Consider the following 20,384-nt stretch of genomic DNA (forward strand, 5'->3'; position numbering starts at 1 on the left):
AGGTGTTATCGTGACTGAGTTAGGAAATTTATTAAAGGAAGCACGTGAAGCTAAGGGCCTCAGCCTGGACGAACTGCAGTCCATCACGAAAATACAGAAGCGCTACCTTCTTGGTATTGAAGAGGGCAATTACTCTATGATGCCAGGGAAGTTTTATGTCCGTGCATTCATTAAACAATATGCAGAGGCTGTAGGGCTTGATCCAGAACAGCTTTTTGAGCAGCATAAAAATGAAATCCCATCTACATATAACGATGAGTTGCCCGAGCAGCTTTCCCGTGTCCAGTCGAGGAAAAGTGTTTCTCCGGAGACTTCGAAGATTCTCGATGTTCTTCCGAAAATTTTGTTTGGAATCTTTATCATAGGTGCTATCGCTTTAGTTTGGTATCTGATTGTCGAGTATGCGGGTGATGGAACAAAGGATCCTGTGACGCCTGGTAAGGAGACAAGGGTGGAAGAACCTGCAGAGATAACAGATGATGGTGATCAAACAGATGATAGCGGAAGTGGAGACACTGGCGAAGAAGAGGATGCCACTGAGGAGGAAACGGCCGAAGAAGAAACAGAGCCTGAAACTCCGGCACAGGAACTTACCGTCGCCTCAAACAGCGGCAGCAACACGGTATATGAGCTCAAGGGTGCCGACTCGTTTGTTATTAAAATTGTATCACTTGGACAGACTTGGGTGGGTCTGTCGAATGGTTCAGGAAAATCCATCTTTCAGGATACCCTCGTTAAAGGAGAGGAGAATGAAAGCCGCACGGAAGACTTATCTAACGAGACCAAGGCAGTCATCAATATCGGACGTGCACCTGATACCGAAATCTATGTAAATGACCAAAAGCTTGAGTACGCTGTGCCGCCTGAAAAGGATATGACCCAGGTGATAACGATTAATTTTGTGAAATAAGCCTATTGGCTTTCAGTCGAGTAAAGCCACTTAAAAGTATGATTTGCCAAAATGCCCGTATGGACTTTTGTTTATACGGGCTATACTTTCTGTGTAAGATAATATCAACCTTATACTAAGGTTAGTGTCTAGCTCCTGCGCCTAGCCCCTCGAGTCGCTTCGATCCGCCCGATGAAGTCAAAGAACGACTTCACCTGTCGGCTCTCCAGCACTTGTCGGGGCTGACCAAGGCGCCTCCGCTTTTCATTTAATAGGCATATTTAATGATGATTTTTACATATTGGATATAATGAAAGAAGTCAGACTAATGGCTTTGTAATTTTTCATCTGGAGGAAATAGTATATGAATTTGCCAAATAAGATTACGGTTTCACGAATTTTATTGATTCCGTTATTCATGATCATCATGATTGTCCCATTTTCATGGGGTGATATCTCCCTGCTTGGTACAACCATGCCGGTCACTCATTTTGTTGGAGCGCTAATCTATATCTTTGCGTCTGTGACAGACTGGGTTGACGGCTATCTGGCGCGAAAGCACAATTTAGTTACAAACCTTGGGAAATTCCTTGATCCCCTTGCAGATAAGCTGCTTGTCTCTTCTGCACTGATTGTGTTGGTTGAACTGGGTTATGCCCCTGCGTGGATTGTCATCATTATCATCAGCCGCGAGTTTGCCGTAACCGGACTGCGTTTACTGCTTGCCGGGGGTGGCGAAGTTGTTGCAGCAAAAATGCCCGGTAAGATTAAAATGTGGGCACAGACAGTGGCTATTTCCGCCCTCTTGCTGCACAATATCATTTTTGAAGCATTCTCCATTCCGTTTGCAGACATTGCATTATGGGTGGCGATGTTCTTTACCATTTGGTCTGGATGGGATTACTTCGCTAAAAACAAGCAAGTATTCAGTAATTCCAAATAATTGATTTTGTCAGGGGGACAAGAAATGAATGCTGAAATCATTGCTGTGGGATCTGAATTGCTCCTTGGGCAAATTGTCAACACGAACGCCAGGTTCCTTTCCAGGCAGCTTGCCGACCTTGGCATCAATGTTTACTTCCATACTGTTGTCGGAGATAATCCTGATAGATTGAAGAATGCAATGGAAATTGCCCGGGAACGTGCAGAGCTGATTATCTTTACTGGCGGATTGGGCCCGACTAAAGATGACCTGACAAAAGATACTATTGCCGGGCAGCTTGGAAAGCGGCTGGTTCTTGATGAAGAAGCAATGAGGTCCATCGAATTGTATTTTGAAAAAACGAACAGGGTAATGACTGAGAATAACAGGAAGCAGGCGCTCGTAATCGAGGGGTCCGCTGTCCTGAAAAATGATCATGGCATGGCTCCGGGGATGTTCCTGGTAACTGAAAATAACAAGTACATGCTTCTGCCTGGGCCTCCCTCTGAAATGGAGCCAATGTTCTTGAAATACGGTCAGGCAGCTATTGCAGGCTTATCTGGCAATCAAGCTAAAATTGAGTCGAGAGTCCTCCGGTTTTTTGGAATTGGCGAGGCAGCTCTTGAATCGGAAATAGAAGATTTGATTGACCAGCAAAGCAATCCGACCATTGCACCATTGGCTGGAGATGGTGAAGTTACACTGAGGCTTACAGCGAGGGACGACGTCCACGGAACTGCCCAGGCATTGATTGATCGAATGGAAGCTGAAATCATGGACAGAGTCGGTGAGCATTTTTATGGTTACGACGAAACTTCGTTAGTGATCGAGCTTTCGAAATTATTGAAAAGCAGAAACCTGACGTTATCAGCTGCTGAAAGTTTGACTGGCGGCATGTTCCAGCAGAATTTGACTTCAGTTCCAGGTGCAAGCAGCCTTTTTAAAGGCGGTATAGTCTGTTATTCCAATGAGGCCAAAATTGGACTTGTGAAGGTTAATCCAAAAACAATCGAGAAATTTGGAGCTGTAAGCAGTGAATGTGCGGAAGAACTTGCAGTAAATGCTGCAGCGCTTACCAACTCTGATATCGGCATCAGCTTTACCGGATCAGCTGGTCCAGACAGCCTGGAGGGGCATCCAGCTGGAACAGTTTTCGTAGGGGTACATATAAAGGGGCAGCCAGCCCATGTGGAAAAACTTAGCCTCAGCGGGTCCCGGGATGCCATCAGGAAAAGATCAGTAAAGTTTGGCTGCCAGATCATAATTAATAGATTGTCAGGAACACGGAAGTGATGCACTTCCGTGTTTTTCTATGGACATGGGGAAACAGACATTCCGGTGTTGAAAAAAGACAGATTCTTTGCTGAAAACTAATTTTAATGGGTATATATCAAGATAAAACTGCTGAAAAAAGCATCGAAAAATTAAATTTGGCGGTTATTGCACTTCTAAAAAAAACGAATAAATGTTCGATTTTTTGTTGGACAAACCTCTTGGAAAAAGGTATAGTAATAGTAGGCTTTAAATAAGAGATTTGCGGCCAGGCAGTATGCTGGTTCGTTTTTATATAAAAGGAGGAAATTTGAGTGAGTGATCGTCAAGCTGCCTTAGATATGGCGTTAAAACAAATTGAGAAGCAATTTGGTAAAGGATCAGTTATGAAATTAGGGGAGAAGACAGACACTAAAATTTCTACTTCTCCAAGTGGGTCCCTTGCACTGGATGTTGCCCTGGGAATAGGCGGATATCCTCGCGGACGTGTTGTTGAAATCTACGGACCTGAAAGTTCAGGTAAAACAACTGTTGCTCTTCATGCAATTGCAGAAGTACAGGCAAACGGCGGCCAGGCGGCATTCATTGACGCTGAACACGCACTGGATCCTGTATATGCACAGAAACTCGGTGTAAATATCGATGAACTTCTTCTTTCGCAGCCGGACACTGGAGAACAGGCTTTGGAAATTGCAGAAGCACTTGTGCGAAGTGGAGCAATTGATATTATTGTTGTTGACTCCGTTGCAGCTCTTGTACCAAAGGCTGAAATTGAAGGTGAGATGGGCGATGCCCACGTTGGTCTTCAGGCCCGTTTGATGTCTCAGGCATTGCGTAAGCTTTCCGGTGCAATTAACAAGTCAAAGACTATTGCAATCTTCATTAACCAGATTCGTGAAAAAGTCGGCGTTATGTTCGGGAACCCTGAAACAACTCCTGGCGGACGCGCTCTGAAATTCTATTCAAGCGTACGTCTTGAAGTCCGTCGTGCTGAAACTTTGAAGCAGGGCAATGATATGGTCGGTAACAAAACGAGGATCAAAGTGGTCAAGAACAAGGTCGCTCCTCCATTCCGTACAGCTGAAGTGGATATCATGTACGGTGAGGGGATTTCCCAAGAGGGTGAAATCATCGACATGGGTTCAGACCTTGATATCGTAGATAAGAGTGGTTCTTGGTATTCCTACAATGGTGAGCGTCTTGGACAGGGAAGAGAGAATGCGAAAATGTTCCTTAAGGAAAACCCATCCATCCGTCTTGAAATCAAGCAGAAAATCCGTAATCACTACGGCCTTGATGGCGAGTTCACGGTGACTGAAACTGATGAAGACCAGGAAGCACTCCCATTAGATTAATAGTCTATCTCTGCTTTATCACCAAGGTCTCCTGAAATCCAGGAGGCCTTGTTTGTGCTTTTCTGACTTTAATGGTAGGTGAGTATTGATTTTCAGCCTTCATATTCCTTCCGCAGAAAGTGTAGAAAATCAACAGTCACATAGAAGAAATAAGAATTGATTGAATAATTAATCAAACCAACGGAATACACATAGGACAAACCCTTGACAATAAAATATGGCAGCTTTACAATTAAAAATGTATATTTTACATTTTCATGGTATTAAAAACGTTTAAAAGCATTTGAGCTGTATGTTGATGCTTGTAACAATGTACATGCCGACACTTTAAAAAACGTAACACAAGTTCATAGCAAGAGGAGGTGAAAATGATGGATCTAATTATTTCAATCATCTCCATTTTGCTTGGCCTATTCGTCGGTGCAGTTGTTGGCTATTTTTATCGTAAATCCGTTGCGGAAGCAAAAATTGCAGGTGCCAAAAACGCCGCAGAACAAATTGTTGAAGATGCGAAGCGTGAAGCAGAGGCTATGAAAAAAGAAGCCCTGCTGGAGGCTAAGGATGAAAATCACAAGCTGCGTACTGAAGCAGAGCGTGAAATTCGTGAACGAAGAAATGAACTGCAAAAACAAGAAAATCGTTTATTGCAAAAAGAGGAGAATCTTGATCGCAAAGATGAGTCGTTGAACAAACGCGAGAATCTTTTAGAGAAAAAAGATGACGCTCTTTCCAAAAGACAACAGCATATTGAAGAGATGGAAAGCAAAGTGGACGAGATGGTACGAAATCAGCAGACTGAACTAGAACGCATCTCGGGCTTAACGCGTGATGAGGCTAAATCCATCATTTTGGAGCGTACTGAGCAAGAACTTGCTCACGACATTGCACTAATGATTAAGGAAAACGAAAACAGGGCGAAAGAAGAATCCGATAAGAAAGCGAAAGAAGTACTTTCACTAGCCATTCAAAGATGTGCAGCAGATCATGTTGCTGAAACGACTGTATCAGTCGTAAATCTTCCGAATGATGAAATGAAAGGGCGTATTATCGGTCGTGAGGGACGGAATATCCGCACCCTGGAAACGTTGACGGGAATTGATCTCATTATTGATGACACTCCGGAAGCAGTTATCCTTTCTGGATTTGACCCAATCAGACGTGAAACAGCCCGTCTAGCTCTAGACAAGCTTGTCCAGGATGGACGTATTCATCCGGCCCGAATTGAGGAAATGGTTGAGAAAGCACGCCGTGAAGTAGATGAACATATTCGTGAGGTTGGGGAACAGACTACCTTCGAAGTGGGAGTTCACGGACTGCATCCAGATCTTATTAAAATTCTTGGCCGCTTGAAATACCGTACAAGCTACGGACAGAATGTACTTAAACATTCAATGGAAGTAGCCCAATTGTCCGGATTGCTTGCCGCAGAACTAGGTGAAGATGAAACGTTAGCTCGCCGTGCAGGACTTCTGCATGACATCGGAAAGGCCATTGACCATGAGGTAGAAGGAAGCCATGTTGAAATTGGCGTGGAGCTCGCTACAAAGTATAAGGAGCATCCAGTTGTAATCAACAGTATTGCTTCTCACCATGGTGATGCAGAGCCGACTTCGATCATTGCAGTACTTGTTGCCGCTGCTGATGCATTATCAGCTGCAAGGCCTGGTGCCCGCAGCGAAGCACTTGAAAACTATATCCGCCGTCTCGAAAGGCTTGAAGAGATTTCTGAATCCTATGAGGGAGTAGAAAAATCATTCGCTATTCAGGCGGGCAGAGAAATCAGGATTATGGTTAGGCCAGATCAGATCGATGACTTGCAGGCACATCGCCTCGCACGGGATATTCGCAAGAAAATCGAGGAAGAACTCGATTATCCTGGACATATCAAGGTTACAGTCATCCGAGAGACTCGGGCAGTTGAATATGCAAAATAGAGCGGTGCTTCGGCGCCGCTTTTTATATTGCATGCTCACTTTGATGGTTTTCCTCTAATCTCGATGTTATGATACAATTTTTACATAAAAACTTAACTTAAAGGCAGGAATGAGGATCAATGAGAATTTTATTTATTGGGGATGTTGTAGGCTCCCCTGGCAGGGATATGGTTACCGAATATCTGCCAAAGCTAAAGGGAAAGTTTCGTCCGACTGTTACAATCATAAATGGTGAAAATGCAGCGAGTGGTAAAGGGATTACCGAAAAGATTTACCGGCAATTTCTCGAGCAGGGTGCACAGGCTGTAACTTTAGGCAACCATGCATGGGATAATCGTGATATATTCGAATTCATCGATGGAGCTAAATATCTGGTCAGGCCTGCTAATTTTCCTGAAGAAGTACCCGGAAAAGGGATTGTTTATTTAAAGATCAACCAGGAAGAACTGGCAATAATCAACTTACAGGGCCGTACTTTTTTGACGCCAATAGATTGCCCATTTAAAAAAGCAGATGAATTGATTGAGGAAGCTAGCAAACGTACTTCCCTCATCTTCGTTGATTTCCATGCTGAGGCAACTAGCGAAAAACAGGCGATGGGCTGGTATCTTGATGGGAGAGTTTCCGCTGTGGTCGGTACGCATACTCATGTCCAGACAGCAGATGATAGAATCTTGCCCTCTGGTACAGCATTCCTTACCGATGTAGGCATGACCGGGCCATATGATGGTATATTGGGAGTAGAAAAAGAAGCGGTCCTAAGAAGGTTCATGACAAGTCTGCCAACGCGTTTCGAAGTAGCCAAGGATGGAAGGAACCAGCTGTCTGCAGTGTTGATAGACTTGGATAAAAAGACTGGCAAAGCAGCTAAAATCCAGAAGATCCTTATTAATGAAGATCATCCTTTCTATGACTAAAATTTGATATATGGTTAACGATCCTTCAGACTGCAGACGAACTCATTCGAGTTTGTCTGCAGTCTATTTATTTGCGTGGAAGTGGTTATTTGGATGTGTATGAAATACCAAATGCCTGTAATTAGTTAACATCCGGATAAAAGGACCCTTATCGAGAGGGAGAAGCCTGCATAAGGGTACGATTCGCGCCGAAAGGTACCCTTATGAAGAGGGAGAAGCACCCAAAAGGGTACGATACGCGCTGAAAGATACCCTTATGAAGAGGTAGAAGGCCGCATAGGGGTACGATACTCCTTAAAGATACCTTATAGAGAGGTGGCAGGCATCATAAGGGTACGATTAACCCTGAAAAGTACCCTTATCTAGAACAAAACCTGTACATCGGAATATATCGATAAAACTGTCCTTTCCCATGAAAAAACATTCAAACAATCCGCTCTAACAACAGTATCCCTCTTAATACTTACATGCTTTTTTTTATTGAAGGTCATATGTGAGCCTCCTCCTGAATATAGTAGCAGTGGAACAGACTAAACTGGATGTCCGCTTAAGACATCCAGGACGGGATAAAATAAGGAGGAGCCAGGAATGGAGATATTAAAAGTTTCAGCAAAATCTAATCCTAATTCTGTAGCTGGTGCGCTTGCTGGAGTACTGCGCGAAAGAGGAGGCGCAGAAATTCAGGCTATCGGGGCGGGTGCATTGAATCAGGCCGTTAAGGCAGTAGCGATCGCAAGAGGGTTCGTAGCACCTAGCGGCGTCGATTTAATTTGCATCCCGGCATTTACTGATATCCTGATTGATGGCGAAGAACGGACAGCCATTAAATTGATTGTTGAACCCAGATGAAAGCGCCAGCGTGCCTATAGATATAGTAAGTCTTAAAAGCCTGTAAGGGTAACTTTCAGCCTGTTTGCTACTGCAAGCAGGTTTCTTTTATTTTTTGGTGTATTATGAATGTAAAAAGGAGGGTGTTTTTGTGAAAATCTTTGATGCTCATTGTGATGTCCTATATAAATTATTTATGGACCCAACCCTTGAGTTCGCTAATTCGTCTGGATTGCAGGTCAATCTTGAAAGGCTGAAGGCTTCGAATACCAAAGTACAATTGTTTGCTATCTATGTGCCTGAATCGGTTCATCCTGACCTGAAATTTGAAGCTGCATTAAGGATGGCAGATTTATTTTATGAAACAGTCCTAACCCCTCATCCTCAAATAAAGCTGGTAAAGGACAGGGAGGACATTGACGGGCTAGCCGAGAATGAAATCGGTGCGCTCCTGACCCTGGAAGGTTGTGACGCTATTGGGCAGGATTTATTAAAGTTGCGCACATTGCTCAGACTTGGAGTACGCTCAGTAGGCTTGACGTGGAACTATGGAAATTATGTGGCTGATGGTGCCCTGGAGGAACGGGGAGCGGGCCTTTCAAGGTTTGGCCGTCAGGTTGTCCAACTCCTGAATGATACAGGAACAGTCTGCGATGTATCCCACTTATCTGAACAGGGATTCTGGGATGTAATGGAAAGTGCTGAGCATGTGTTCGCATCACATTCAAACTGTTATTCGCTTTGCCGCCATCCGCGCAACCTTAAGGATAATCAGATCAATGCATTGATTGATCGTGATTCAGTGATTGGTGTTACATTTGTGCCGGAATTTTTATCAGGTAAAAAGGAATCCGCTTCAATTAATGATGTGATCCGCCATCTTGATCACATTTGTTCACTTGGAGGAGAAGATCATGTAGGCTTTGGCTCGGATTTTGATGGAATTGAATTTACGGTAAGAAATCTTGAGGGAAATGAACAGTATGATAACCTTTGGAATGAACTGCAAAAATATTATTCTGATATACAAGTCCACAAGTTCCTGCATAAGAATATGGCTTCCAGAATACCTGTTCACAGCCGCTGAATCCAGTGCAGAAGGAAATCCCTAACCATGAATCCAAGGTGGCTAGTTTAAGAAACTTATAATATTTTAATAAATAAAAAAATATTCATATTTTGGACAATAATTATTCTGAAAGGGTTGCTTTTTTATTCACATAGGTCTAGAATTGTAAGCGTTTAGTACCATCCTTTTGCTAGATTTCAGCACTAAATGCAAGATATAAACCGCTTAATTCTAGTGAATTACTTGGAAAAGTGCTACACTTAATAACGAAGCGTTTTTACATATTTTTTTACGTATCTAAAGGGGTGTAAGAGATGATCAATCAACTTTCATGGAAAGTTGGCGGACAGCAGGGAGAAGGAATTGAATCTACCGGGGAAATTTTCTCTATTGCATTGAACCGTCTAGGCTACTACTTGTATGGCTACCGTCACTTTTCATCACGTATCAAGGGCGGACACACAAATAACAAGATTCGAGTAAGCACTACAGAGGTTCGATCTATTTCTGACGATTTAGATATTCTTGTAGCTTTCGACCAGGAAACGATCGATGTAAACTACAAAGAATTGCATGAGAACGGCGTAATTATTGCTGATGCGAAGTTTGACCCAAAAAAGCCTGAGGATACTCAAGCTGCGATGTATGCGGTTCCATTTACGGAAATGGCTACTGAATTGGGAACATCTCTTATGAAAAACATGGTTGCCATCGGTGCGACTAGTGCAGTTCTAGACTTGGATATCCAAGTTTTTGAAGAAGTCGTCCAGGAGATTTTCGGACGCAAAGGACAACAAGTTGTCGATAAAAATATGGAAGCCATCAAAGCTGGCTACGAATATACGAAAGAACAATTAGGCGGCGCTGAGACAATGCAGCTTGAAAAGGCTGATGGCCAGAAACGCCTGTTCATGATCGGCAATGATGCAATCGCTCTTGGAGCAGTAGCAGCAGGTTGCCGTTTCATGGCTGCATACCCAATCACACCTGCTTCAGAAATCATGGAATATCTGATCAAGAAACTTCCTGCCCTTGGCGGAACAGTTATCCAGACGGAAGATGAAATCGCTGCTGTCACTATGACAATCGGTGCTAACTATGGCGGTGTACGTGCCCTTACAGCTTCTGCTGGACCAGGTCTTTCCTTGAAGATGGAAGCAATCGGACTTTCAGGTATCACTGAAACACCGCTTGTCATTGTTGACACACAGCGTGGCGGCCCATCAACCGGACTTCCTACAAAACAGGAACAATCAGATTTAATGGCGATGATTTATGGAACGCACGGTGAGATTCCTAAAATCGTCTTTGCTCCAAGTACTGTTCAGGAAGCATTCTATGATGCAGCGGAAGCATTCAACCTTGCCGAGGAATATCAGTGCCCTGTCATTATGCTGACGGACCTGCAATTATCTCTTGGAAAACAGACAGTTGAACCGCTTGAGTTTGATAAAGTGGAAATCCGCCGCGGTAAATTGGCTTCAGAAGCTCTTCCTGAAATTGATAATAAAGGGTACTTCAAGCGTTATGAAGTGACTGAAGACGGTGTTTCACCACGTGTTATCCCAGGAATGAAGAACGGTATCCACCATGTTACTGGTGTTGAGCATGATGAAACAGGAAAACCTTCGGAATCTGCTGCAAACCGTATTGCGCAAATGGATAAGCGTATGCGTAAAATCAGCAATCTGAAGTTCAATACGCCAATCCACAAGAATGCTCCGCATGAGGAAGCTGATCTGTTGATCGTAGGTTTCAACTCTACAAGAGGTGCAATTGAAGAGGCAATGGGAAGACTTGAGAAGGATGGCCTGAAAGTTAACCACGCACATGTGCGCCTGGTACATCCATTCCCTGCTGATGAAATGATGCAGCTTGTACAATCTGCAAAGAAAGTTGCGGTTATTGAAAACAATGCGACAGGACAGCTGGCAAACATCATGAAGATGAATGTCGGAAGTCATGAGAAGATCCATAAGATCCTCAAGTATGACGGAAATCCATTCTTGCCGCAGGAAGTCCACACAAAATGCAAGGAGTTGTTCTAGGATGGCGACTTTTAAAGAATTTCGCAATAATGTAAAACCAAACTGGTGCCCAGGCTGCGGCGACTTCTCTGTACAGGCGGCTATGCAGCGTGCTGCTGCCAATGTGGGTTTAGAGCCTGAAGACCTGGCAGTAATCTCTGGCATCGGTTGTTCAGGCCGTATCTCTGGATACATCAACTCATACGGTTTCCACGGAATCCATGGCCGTGCACTTCCAATCGCCCAGGGCGTGAAGATGGCCAACCGTGATTTGACAGTCATCGCTTCTGGCGGTGACGGAGACGGCTTCGCGATCGGAATGGGACATACAGTCCATGCGATCCGCCGTAACATAAATATCACTTACATTGTCATGGACAACCAGATTTACGGTCTGACGAAGGGACAAACTTCTCCACGTTCGGCTGCTGGATTCAAGACAAAATCAACTCCTGCAGGTTCCATCGAGCAGGCAATTTCTCCAATGGAATTGGCTTTGACAGCTGGCGCTACTTTCGTGGCACAAAGCTTCTCGACTGACCTTAAGGACTTGACAGCGCTGATCGAGGCTGGAATCAAGCATGAAGGGTTCTCACTAATCAACGTATTCAGCCCTTGTGTTACATACAACAAGGTAAATACTTACGATTGGTTCAAGGAAAACCTGACAAAGCTTGGCGATATCGAAGGATATGATCCATCAAACCGTGAAGCAGCCATGCAGACTTTGATGGAACATAAGGGATTGGTTACAGGATTAATCTATCAAGATACAGAGCGTAAGTCTTATCAGGATCTGGTAAGCGGTTATTCTGAAACTCCTTTATCAAAAGCAGACCTTAAGCTTGATCAAGCTCATTTTGACAAGCTGGTTGCTGAATTCATGTAATAAAAGCGCAGCGAATTTCAATAAAACCCCAATCATCGAGGATTGGGGTTTTATTATTCTTGTAAAATCAAGCTTATTGGGATCTTTTGTGATTAGCATCACTCCAATAAGATAATCTATAGGGTAATATAATTGACTAGGACGGCTTTTTTATCAAGAAAGCTGTATTTCCAGTGCCTGCTATTGTTTTCATTGATTGAAGAGTTTATACTATTATAATGTGTATATTTAATATTTTCAGGGTGATGCTGCCCTTTTTATCGTAGAAAGCAAAACTGTTAGTATAAAGCACCGACGAGGTTGAATCCATCTGCCTGCTTGCTTTCTAATGAAAGGAGATCTGAAATGAACGAGAATCAACGCTTGGAAAGCCAGAAAGTACAAACTGATAATCCTTCGGACAAAAAATCCAGCAAAGATTATAGCAAGTACTTTGAAACAGTATATACAGCTCCATCATTGAAGGATGCAAAGAAACGCGGCAAAGAAGAAGTCAAGTATCATAAAGACTTTGACATCCCTGAAGAATTCATTGGAATGGGTCAAGGGCGCAAATTCTACATCCGTACATATGGATGCCAGATGAATGAGCATGACACAGAAGTCATGGCTGGTATATTCCTGGGTCTTGGCTATGAACCTACTGACAGCGTCGAGGATGCGAATGTCATTCTACTGAATACATGCGCAATCAGGGAAAATGCTGAGAATAAGGTGTTTGGTGAACTTGGACATTTGAAGCACCTGAAAAGAGAAAAGCCAGATCTTCTATTGGGAGTATGCGGCTGCATGTCCCAGGAAGAATCGGTCGTTAATAAAATTCTCAAAACCTATAACCAGGTTGATATGATTTTTGGTACTCATAATATCCATCGCCTGCCACATATTCTGCAGGAAGCATATATGTCCAAAGAAATGGTCGTTGAAGTCTGGTCCAAGGAAGGGGATGTAATCGAAAACCTTCCGAAGGTCCGCAAAGGGAACATCAAAGCATGGGTGAACATCATGTATGGCTGCGATAAGTTCTGCACATACTGCATCGTTCCTTATACACGAGGCAAAGAGCGGAGCCGCCGTCCAGAAGACATCATCCAGGAAGTCCGTCAGCTTGCAGCCCAGGGCTATCAGGAAATTACCCTGCTTGGTCAGAATGTAAACGCGTATGGTAAAGATTTTACGGACATCGATTACGGTCTAGGAGACTTGATGGATGAAATGCGTAAGATCGATATTCCGCGTGTGCGTTTTACAACAAGCCATCCGCGTGATTTTGACGATCACCTGATTGAAGTGCTGGCTAATGGCGGAAACTTGATGGATCATATCCATCTGCCTGTACAGTCAGGTTCTACAGATGTATTGAAAATCATGGCCAGAAAATATACGAGGGAACAATACCTTGAGCTTGTACGCAAGATCAAGGCAGCCATTCCTAATGTCACATTAACAACAGATATTATCGTGGGTTATCCGAATGAGACAGATGAGCAATTTGAGGAAACAATGTCTCTTGTTCGTGAAGTAGGATATGAATCAGCTTATACATTCATATACTCTCCAAGGGAAGGCACACCTGCCGCTAAAATGCAGGATAATGTCCCGATGGAAGTGAAGAAAGAGCGTCTTCAGCGCCTGAACGCACTAGTGAATGAGCAATCTGCACAGTCTATGAAGAAGTATCAGGATCAGATTGTTGAGGTATTGGTTGAAGGCGAAAGCAAAAACAACCCTGATGTTCTGGCCGGGTATACAAGTAAGTTAAAGCTTGTCAATTTCGTCGGTCCGAAGTCGGCCATCGGTAAAATCGTCAAGGTTAAGATCACAAATGCAAAGACATGGTCATTAAACGGGGAAATGGTAGAAGAAATACAACCAGTTGAGGTGAACTAAGTTGGCAAAATACAATAAAGATGACATTATCCAGCGTTCAAGAGAAATCGCAAGAATGATTGCGGAAACAGAAGAAGTTGACTTTTTCAAGCGTGCAGAAGCACAAATCCATGAGAATGAAAAAGTGAAAACACTTATTTCTTCTATAAAAGGTCTTCAAAAACAGGCTGTTAACTTCCAGCATTATGGTAAAACAGAAGCGTTGAAGAAGACTGAGGCAAAAATTGCTTCATTAGAACAGCAGCTGGATGAAATTCCAGTTGTCCAGGAGTTCAAGCAATCGCAAATTGATGTTAATGAATTGCTTCAGCTAGTGGCTACAACAATTTCCAATACAGTTACAGATGAAGTGGTAGCATCTACTGGCGGAGATATCCTTCGCGGTGAAACAGGAGCAGCTTTGAAAAACGAAGCAAGCTGCCATACGCATAACCATTAATCATTGAAGAGTAAATGGCACCCGATTATAGGGTGCCATTTTTTTATTCATTGGAACAGATAAGGGCTGTTGGGAAGGAGAGAGGACTGCTTCTCCAGTCTGGAGTATTTCTTTTCAAGGACTGCGGTATGAAAACCAATCCAATCTTAATTACCCATCAACTTTCTTCAATTGGGAACATTCAGCATGTATGGGCATACAATGAACTATGCCTAAGTTTTTACCAGTGGTTCTAAAATTAATCGCACACTAGTCTAATATCACGCATAGGATGAATTGAAAAAGATTGAGGAGGTTTCGCTCGCAATGGGAGATTACAGAGAGATTATTACGAAAGCCGTCGTAGCGAAGGGACGCAAATTCACGCAGTCCAATCATACGATCAACCCAGCGCATAATCCGAGCAGCATTCTGGGCGCTTGGGTCATAAACCATAAGTATAAGGCAAAAAAGGTAGGGAAAGTGGTTGAAGTAAACGGGTCTTACGAAGCCAACATCTGGTACTCCTTTGATGATAATACAAAAACTGAAGTAGTGACGGAGAAAGTAACTTACTGCGATGTCATCAAGCTGAAGTACCGTGACCCTGATTGCATGGATGACCATGATGTCCTTGTAGAGGTTCTGCAGCAGCCTAACTGTATTGAAGCGGTCATTTCGCCTAATGGCAACAAAATCATCGTTCACGTCGAGAGGGAATTCCTTGTGGAAGTCATTGGTGAAACGAAGGTATGCGTTGTCACTCATCCAGGCGGATGCGATTGCGATGATGATGAGTGGGGCCATGGCGTCGATGATGACGAATTCGAAGACTTGAACCCAGACTTCCTCCTGGGAGAGGAAGAATAACATCGAACTAGGAAGCTTTCACTTCCTAGTTTTTTTTTGACACTGAAACGAAAAAGGCAGAAAGACATTGCCATTTAAAAAGGCACTGGGTTTAGAAGCGGTTTAAAAAAATGCGCTTCTAATGTCCAGTGCCTCTATTACAGTCCATTCACTCAAAAGAAAAAATTAGGCTTTTTAATTGTGCTGCATATATGGCATGAATCAGATTCTTCCCATGCATGAAAGCCAGTGCCGCATTGTTTGCAAATGTTCTTGCTTAGATTATAAGAGACAAACGGAGCCTGGTGAACCTTTTGCTCAACTGTTATTGCGCTCGTTCTACAAATGTCCAAGCATAAATGGCAGCCAGTGCATTGGTTTTCATTCATTATAAGCCCGTTTTCCCCGAGGGTGAATACGCCAGAGGGACAAATATTAAAACAGGCTTCACATAGTGTGCACTCCTCCTCGTTTATTTCCACTTTATAAAAGGACCAATCCTTGAACAGAACGGAAGGTTTAAAATTGCTTTCATTGAAGCGCCATTTAACAGGTGTCACGGAAGAAAGGACAGTTTTCCTGCTGTCGGAAGAGAGCTTTGCAAAAAAGTCCCGTCTTGATAACATCGGCTGCTCATCCGGCTTTAGGACAAACTGGTTTGTAACCTGCAGGAGTTCTAGTGACATAGCGCCAAGGACTTCATTGGTCTGGCTGATTCGGTTTACTAACTTCGCAGTTAAAGAAGGCTGATGAATAAAGCGGATTCCTTTTTTATGGTAGTAAAGCAATTCAGTTAAGCTTGGCAGCGGCGATTCCTGCTCGAGCAGAAGATGATCCTGGATGACCCTTCTTGAAGGAGATTGTCCTTTGATCGCCTGTACAGGACAGGCTGTGATACAGACACCGCAGGAAGTGCATCTTTTTTCATCAATCATTATTTTTTCATTTTCAAGCAGGATGGCTTCATCTGGGCATGCGTCAAAACAAGCTGAACAGGAACTCAGCGGGCTAATCTTCCTGGTGCAGGATTCTGAGATCTCCAGGTCGTAGCTCAGGCTTTCAATCCAATTTGTTAACAGAGACATAATCGTCACCTCAGGGGGCATATTTCTATACTTTCATTTTACGATTAAACCTTTTAAAAAGAGGCGAGTTTGCCAGATATACATACATATGTAAAAGAAAATTCACAAATGAAGAGCCGCTGAAGTCTCTATATCATCAGTCAGACCAGGAGAAAACAGTTATGTCAATGGAACTCATGGGGAATTTATTACAGTTAAAACTAGGTGAAATCCTTCACATACTCTCGTGGGTTTCGCCACAGAATGTATATTGTTTCACAAACTTTTATGCCATATAGTGAAGGTGTATTCGAAAGGTGGTGAATCCCGGTGATTGGATTAGATAACAAAACAGATTGTGCGAATGTATTTTTAGTCCTTTCAGATTTATATAAACATCCAACTATAGAGATCTGGGATGAGATTAAGGAAGAAGATCTTCTGAAGAAGCTGGAAGAATCGATCAATAATCATTACAATCTTACTTTTTCCTTAGAGGAAGTCTTGCCTGAAAGCTATGAAAAATTTCAGGAATTATTCATGACCTCTATTGGAAGCATGCAAAAGCAGGCTGCCATTCCGGTCGAATCATTGTATAAACCGTGGTCACAGGATGAAACTTGTACACTTCCCTTTGCACGGGACAAAGGTTATATCCTGGGTGATTCGGCGTTACATATCAATTTTCTGTTAGAAAAGCTAAAGATCGATATTCCTGTTGAATTACATGGCATGCCGGATCACTTGGCTATCCTGCTGGAATTGCTGGCATATTTCATAGAGCATGCTCCTGAACAATTTACAGCTGAATTTATGGAAGATCATTTCGATTGGCTGGAAGAATTCGAATCGCAGCTTTCGCGGGTAACAAAGCACTCATTTTATCAGAGGTTGACGAGAATATTGATTGAGACCCTGCAGGCGCATCGAAACAATTAACTGTAGGTCTTAAATCGCGCCTGTTTTCGCGTTGATTGCTGCTATTCGCAGATGAACCTGCTTCATTATAAATAATGGGCATCGGGGCTCTTTTCGAGGAGACTTCCGAGCTTCAAATGCGTATAAAGGTCGTAAAAACAACAAAGTTGCAAAAAGAGCGTAAATCTTAAAGGTGGTGATGCTTTTAGTGATGGACAATCTTTTGAAAAAAGCTGTATTAACAGATTCAATTCCATCTGTCAGATACTTTGCTAAAGAGTCAAAAAGATTAAACTTTAGCATTGTTGGAAGAAGCATCATGTTATCGATTTTGCCTGTGACAATGCAATATAGACATTACATCCAATATGTTTTACCGGTCGGGAGTAAAAGGAGGGCTAGTTAAAATGGTGGAAACAAAACTATCACGTCGTGGATTTATCAAAGCCTCTGCTGCTACTGCTGCTTTGGCATCTGCGGGAACAGTAGGCTTTAATGAATGGTCCAAAAATTATGTAAAAGCAGGAGCAAATGCAGTAGTGAAGGAGATTCCTAGTACATGCAATGCATGTTCAAGTAAATGCGGAATGATCGGCCATGTCAAAAATGGCCGTTTATGGAAGCTGACGGGGCACCCTGATCATCCTTATTCGAAAGGAAAGCTGTGTGCGAGAGGGCATGGTTACGCTACTGTTGTTTATTCCACAGACAGGCTGACACAGCCTTTAAAAAGGGTTGGCGAAAAGAAATTTGAGCCGATCACATGGGAGCAAGCTTATAAAGAAATCGCCGAAAAATTGAACAAAATCATTAAAGAACATGGTCCCCAGTCAGTCGCATTAACGGAGGACCCGCGTGCTTCAGGGAAATTTTATTCCCCTCGATTCATCAATGCCCTGGGTTCTGCCAACTATTATACGCACCATGTAGTTTGTTCGAACTCCAGGGATGCAGGTTTCCTTCATACAGTAGGTGTCACGGCTACTAGCGCAGATATCAGCAATGCAAAATATATTATGTTCATTGGCAGGAGCTATGGTGACGGCATCCGTCCTAGTTCCGTACAATCTCTGGCAGCTGCCAGGGATAACGGAGCCAAGATTGTCATTGTCGATCCGCGTTTGAACAATACCGGCAACCTGGCAACTGAATGGCTTGCGATCCGTCCTGGCACAGACCTGGCATTGGTGCTGGCGATGTCACATGTATTGATAACAGAAAACCTTCATGACGCAGACTTCATTAAAAATTACACTATTGGTTATGAGGAATATTCGAAGGAACTGAAAAAATACACCCCAGAATGGGCAGAAGGGATCACCGGTATTCCTGCAGACGCAATTAAGCGAATTGCCATTGATATGGGCAAAGCCAAGCCGAAGGCGTTGATTGAGCAATCATGGAGAGGAGCATTCGGCTGCAACTATGAAAATAGTACAGAAACCGGCCGTGCCGTAGCGATGTTCAATGCTTTACTTGGAAACTACCAGCAAAAAGGCGGAAGTATCTTTGGTGGAAAACCTTCGTTGGGTAAGCTTGACAAAGTTAAACACCCGAGTCCAAAAGAACCGGAAGTTCCAAAGGCAGGATCTAAGGAATTCCCGATTGCCTACCCAAACAATGGTGTAGCAACAATCGTCGCAAAAGAAGCATTGGAAGGCAAAATGAAGGCGGCAATTTATTATCATTCTAATGCAGCACTTGGTTATGGAAATCCAAAAGTCATGAAGGAAGCTCTTTCTAAAATGGATCTTGTGGTGGCAATAGATGTTCAAATGTCTGAAACTGCACAATTGGCTCACTATGTTCTTCCAGAAGTGACATATATTGAACGCGATGAAGTAATAGAAGGTTTATCAGGTAAGATTCCTGGAATCGCCCTTCGCCAGCAAATGGTGGAGAAGGTCCATCCAGAAACAAAGCCGATCAATGAAATTTATACGGAGCTCGCAAAAGCTTGCGGAGTTGGCCAGTACTTCAATTTCACCCTTGATGAATTAAATGAAGCGATGCTCGCACCGACCGGTATTACGTATAAACAGCTTAGGGAAAAAGGAACTATCATGTTTCCGAACGAGGAAATAACAATCGGTGAAATGCCGAAATTAAAGACTCCATCCGGGAAAGTTGAATTTTACAGTGAAACATATAAAGCAGTTGGTTTCAAGCCGATCGTCGAATGGATTGAGCCAAAGGTAAGTCCTGCAGACGATTCCTTCCGTCTGATTACGGGCAAGCAGGCGATACACAGCCATACTCAGACTGCGAATATACCAATCTTGATGCAAATTACAAAAGATTATGATTTAGAGAGAATCTGGATCAACCCTGTCCGTGCCAAAGCGCTGGGAATCAAGGATGGCGATATGGTGGAATTGAAATCCAGTGAAGCAACTAGCAAAATCCGGGTCAAAGTTACTGAAAGAATTCACCCAGAGGCTATTTTTGTCCCAAGTCATTACGGCATTACGTCTAAAGATTTGAAGACAGGATACGGTGTTGGCTTTGGATATATGGAGCATGTTCCATTTGATTTTGAAAAATGGAGTGGAGCGGGTAATATCCACGAAGTAATCGTGAAGGTTAGGAAGGTGAAGGGCTGATGGCACGCTATGGAATGGTAATAGACACACGAAAATGCGTCGGCTGTTATGCTTGCCGGGTAAGCTGCCAGATGCAGAATGAGCTTCCGGTAGAAGAGTCTTATATTAAATTTTATGAAAAGGAAACAGGAGTTTTCCCAAACGTAAAAAATGAAATCATCCCTGTACAATGCCAGCACTGTGAGGATGCCCCCTGTGTAAGTGTTTGCCCGACAAAGGCAACCTATACGACGGATGAAGGCATCGTGCTAGTAGACGCAGATAAATGTATCGGCTGCAAGTACTGTATGGTGGCATGCCATTATGGCGCCAGAACACAGGACCATAATACAGGAGTTGTTGAGAAGTGCCGTTTCTGTGCAGAGCTGGTAGCAGAAGGCAAGCAGCCGGCCTGTGTCAGTACGTGCATTAGCAACGCCAGGATATTTGGTGATCTTGATGATCCAAATAGCGAAGTTTCGAAAGCAATTGTTAAAATGAATGCCCAGCCTTTAAGGGCGGACCTAGGCAAGGCAAAAATTTACTACGTGAGGTGATTAT

17 protein-coding genes are annotated in these 20,384 nt (G+C 43.3%); 16 read left to right on the top strand and 1 reads right to left on the bottom strand.

The annotated features are described in order from the left end of the window. Nucleotides 1–10 precede the first annotated feature (10 nt). The 13 genes from J7I80_RS08790 (at nt 11) to J7I80_RS08850 (ending at nt 15,280) form a co-directional block, all read left to right on the top strand. A complete protein-coding gene (locus J7I80_RS08790) occupies nt 11–910 on the top strand; it encodes a helix-turn-helix domain-containing protein (protein ID WP_214737634.1) in 900 nt (299 codons plus the stop codon). A 343-nt stretch (nt 911–1,253) separates the two neighbouring features. After that, complete coding sequence (pgsA, locus tag J7I80_RS08795; RefSeq protein WP_214737636.1) at nt 1,254–1,832, top strand: CDP-diacylglycerol--glycerol-3-phosphate 3-phosphatidyltransferase; 579 nt, start codon at nt 1,254–1,256, stop codon at nt 1,830–1,832. A gap of 24 nt (nt 1,833–1,856) precedes the next feature. Beyond that, nucleotides 1,857–3,104 carry a competence/damage-inducible protein A gene (locus J7I80_RS08800; RefSeq protein ID WP_214737638.1) on the top strand — a complete coding sequence of 416 codons (1,248 nt, stop codon included), beginning with the start codon at nt 1,857–1,859 and terminating at the stop codon, nt 3,102–3,104. A 293-nt stretch (nt 3,105–3,397) separates the two neighbouring features. Next, nucleotides 3,398–4,438, top strand: coding sequence for a recombinase RecA (gene recA, locus J7I80_RS08805; protein ID WP_214737640.1), 1,041 nt, complete (start codon nt 3,398–3,400; stop codon nt 4,436–4,438). Between the two features lie 371 nt (nt 4,439–4,809). Continuing rightward, nucleotides 4,810–6,372: a ribonuclease Y gene (gene rny, locus J7I80_RS08810; protein WP_483297693.1), complete on the top strand. Its 1,563-nt coding sequence runs from the start codon at nt 4,810–4,812 to the stop codon at nt 6,370–6,372. A 119-nt stretch (nt 6,373–6,491) separates the two neighbouring features. After that, nucleotides 6,492–7,289: a TIGR00282 family metallophosphoesterase gene (locus tag J7I80_RS08815; RefSeq protein ID WP_214737645.1), complete on the top strand. Its 798-nt coding sequence runs from the start codon at nt 6,492–6,494 to the stop codon at nt 7,287–7,289. A 588-nt stretch (nt 7,290–7,877) separates the two neighbouring features. After that, nucleotides 7,878–8,138 carry a stage V sporulation protein SpoVS gene (gene spoVS, locus J7I80_RS08820; protein WP_010193268.1) on the top strand — a complete coding sequence of 87 codons (261 nt, stop codon included), beginning with the start codon at nt 7,878–7,880 and terminating at the stop codon, nt 8,136–8,138. 70 nt (nt 8,139–8,208) lie between these two features. Further along, the gene (locus tag J7I80_RS08825) at nt 8,209–9,204 is read left to right on the top strand and encodes a dipeptidase (RefSeq protein WP_483297694.1); all 996 of its coding nucleotides are present in this window, start codon (nt 8,209–8,211) and stop codon (nt 9,202–9,204) included. Between the two features lie 296 nt (nt 9,205–9,500). Continuing rightward, on the top strand, nt 9,501–11,234 hold the full coding sequence (locus J7I80_RS08830; protein WP_214737649.1) for a 2-oxoacid:acceptor oxidoreductase subunit alpha: 1,734 nt from the start codon (nt 9,501–9,503) through the stop codon (nt 11,232–11,234). A 1-nt stretch (nt 11,235) separates the two neighbouring features. Beyond that, a complete protein-coding gene (locus tag J7I80_RS08835; RefSeq protein WP_214737651.1) occupies nt 11,236–12,102 on the top strand; it encodes a 2-oxoacid:ferredoxin oxidoreductase subunit beta in 867 nt (288 codons plus the stop codon). A gap of 345 nt (nt 12,103–12,447) precedes the next feature. Next, nucleotides 12,448–13,992, top strand: a complete 1,545-nt coding sequence (gene miaB, locus J7I80_RS08840) for a tRNA (N6-isopentenyl adenosine(37)-C2)-methylthiotransferase MiaB (protein WP_214737652.1) — start codon at nt 12,448–12,450, stop codon at nt 13,990–13,992. Nucleotide 13,993: 1 nt separating this feature from the next. Then, complete coding sequence (locus tag J7I80_RS08845) at nt 13,994–14,431, top strand: YlbF/YmcA family competence regulator (protein WP_102262259.1); 438 nt, start codon at nt 13,994–13,996, stop codon at nt 14,429–14,431. Nucleotides 14,432–14,737: 306 nt separating this feature from the next. Then, nucleotides 14,738–15,280 carry an outer spore coat protein CotE gene (locus J7I80_RS08850; RefSeq protein ID WP_214737654.1) on the top strand — a complete coding sequence of 181 codons (543 nt, stop codon included), beginning with the start codon at nt 14,738–14,740 and terminating at the stop codon, nt 15,278–15,280. Between the two features lie 152 nt (nt 15,281–15,432). On the opposite strand, the gene J7I80_RS08855 is transcribed toward J7I80_RS08850, so the two are convergent. Further along, complete coding sequence (locus J7I80_RS08855; protein WP_214737656.1) at nt 15,433–16,344, bottom strand: 4Fe-4S dicluster domain-containing protein; 912 nt, start codon at nt 16,342–16,344, stop codon at nt 15,433–15,435. Nucleotides 16,345–16,653: 309 nt separating this feature from the next. On the opposite strand from J7I80_RS08855, the gene J7I80_RS08860 reads away from it, so the two are divergent. The 3 genes from J7I80_RS08860 (at nt 16,654) to J7I80_RS08870 (ending at nt 20,380) form a co-directional block, all read left to right on the top strand. Then, nucleotides 16,654–17,262 (top strand): TorD/DmsD family molecular chaperone, encoded by a 609-nt coding sequence (locus tag J7I80_RS08860; protein ID WP_214737658.1) that lies wholly within the window; start codon nt 16,654–16,656, stop codon nt 17,260–17,262. A 386-nt stretch (nt 17,263–17,648) separates the two neighbouring features. After that, nucleotides 17,649–19,844, top strand: coding sequence for a molybdopterin-containing oxidoreductase family protein (locus J7I80_RS08865; RefSeq protein ID WP_214737660.1), 2,196 nt, complete (start codon nt 17,649–17,651; stop codon nt 19,842–19,844). Then, complete coding sequence (locus J7I80_RS08870; protein ID WP_214737662.1) at nt 19,844–20,380, top strand: 4Fe-4S dicluster domain-containing protein; 537 nt, start codon at nt 19,844–19,846, stop codon at nt 20,378–20,380. The genes J7I80_RS08865 and J7I80_RS08870 overlap by 1 nt, the downstream gene beginning before the upstream one ends. The last annotated feature ends 4 nt before the right edge of the window (nt 20,381–20,384 follow it).

This window comes from Bacillus sp. ISL-41, from assembly GCF_018613235.1.
In the GTDB taxonomy this organism is placed as follows: Bacteria; Bacillota; Bacilli; order Bacillales; family Cytobacillaceae; genus Mesobacillus.

Excerpts from the sequence above, each read along its gene's own strand:
- pgsA (WP_214737636.1), top strand. The coding sequence starts at position 1,254 with ATGAATTTGCCAAATAAGATTACGGTTTCACGAATTTTATTGATTCCG.
- J7I80_RS08800 (WP_214737638.1), top strand. The coding sequence starts at position 1,857 with ATGAATGCTGAAATCATTGCTGTGGGATCTGAATTGCTCCTTGGGCAA.
- rny (WP_483297693.1), top strand. The coding sequence starts at position 4,810 with ATGGATCTAATTATTTCAATCATCTCCATTTTGCTTGGCCTATTCGTC.
- J7I80_RS08815 (WP_214737645.1), top strand. The coding sequence starts at position 6,492 with ATGAGAATTTTATTTATTGGGGATGTTGTAGGCTCCCCTGGCAGGGAT.
- spoVS (WP_010193268.1), top strand. The coding sequence starts at position 7,878 with ATGGAGATATTAAAAGTTTCAGCAAAATCTAATCCTAATTCTGTAGCT.
- J7I80_RS08830 (WP_214737649.1), top strand. The coding sequence starts at position 9,501 with ATGATCAATCAACTTTCATGGAAAGTTGGCGGACAGCAGGGAGAAGGA.
- J7I80_RS08835 (WP_214737651.1), top strand. The coding sequence starts at position 11,236 with ATGGCGACTTTTAAAGAATTTCGCAATAATGTAAAACCAAACTGGTGC.
- miaB (WP_214737652.1), top strand. The coding sequence starts at position 12,448 with ATGAACGAGAATCAACGCTTGGAAAGCCAGAAAGTACAAACTGATAAT.
- J7I80_RS08850 (WP_214737654.1), top strand. The coding sequence starts at position 14,738 with ATGGGAGATTACAGAGAGATTATTACGAAAGCCGTCGTAGCGAAGGGA.
- J7I80_RS08855 (WP_214737656.1), bottom strand. The coding sequence starts at position 16,344 with ATGTCTCTGTTAACAAATTGGATTGAAAGCCTGAGCTACGACCTGGAG.
- J7I80_RS08865 (WP_214737660.1), top strand. The coding sequence starts at position 17,649 with ATGGTGGAAACAAAACTATCACGTCGTGGATTTATCAAAGCCTCTGCT.
- J7I80_RS08870 (WP_214737662.1), top strand. The coding sequence starts at position 19,844 with ATGGCACGCTATGGAATGGTAATAGACACACGAAAATGCGTCGGCTGT.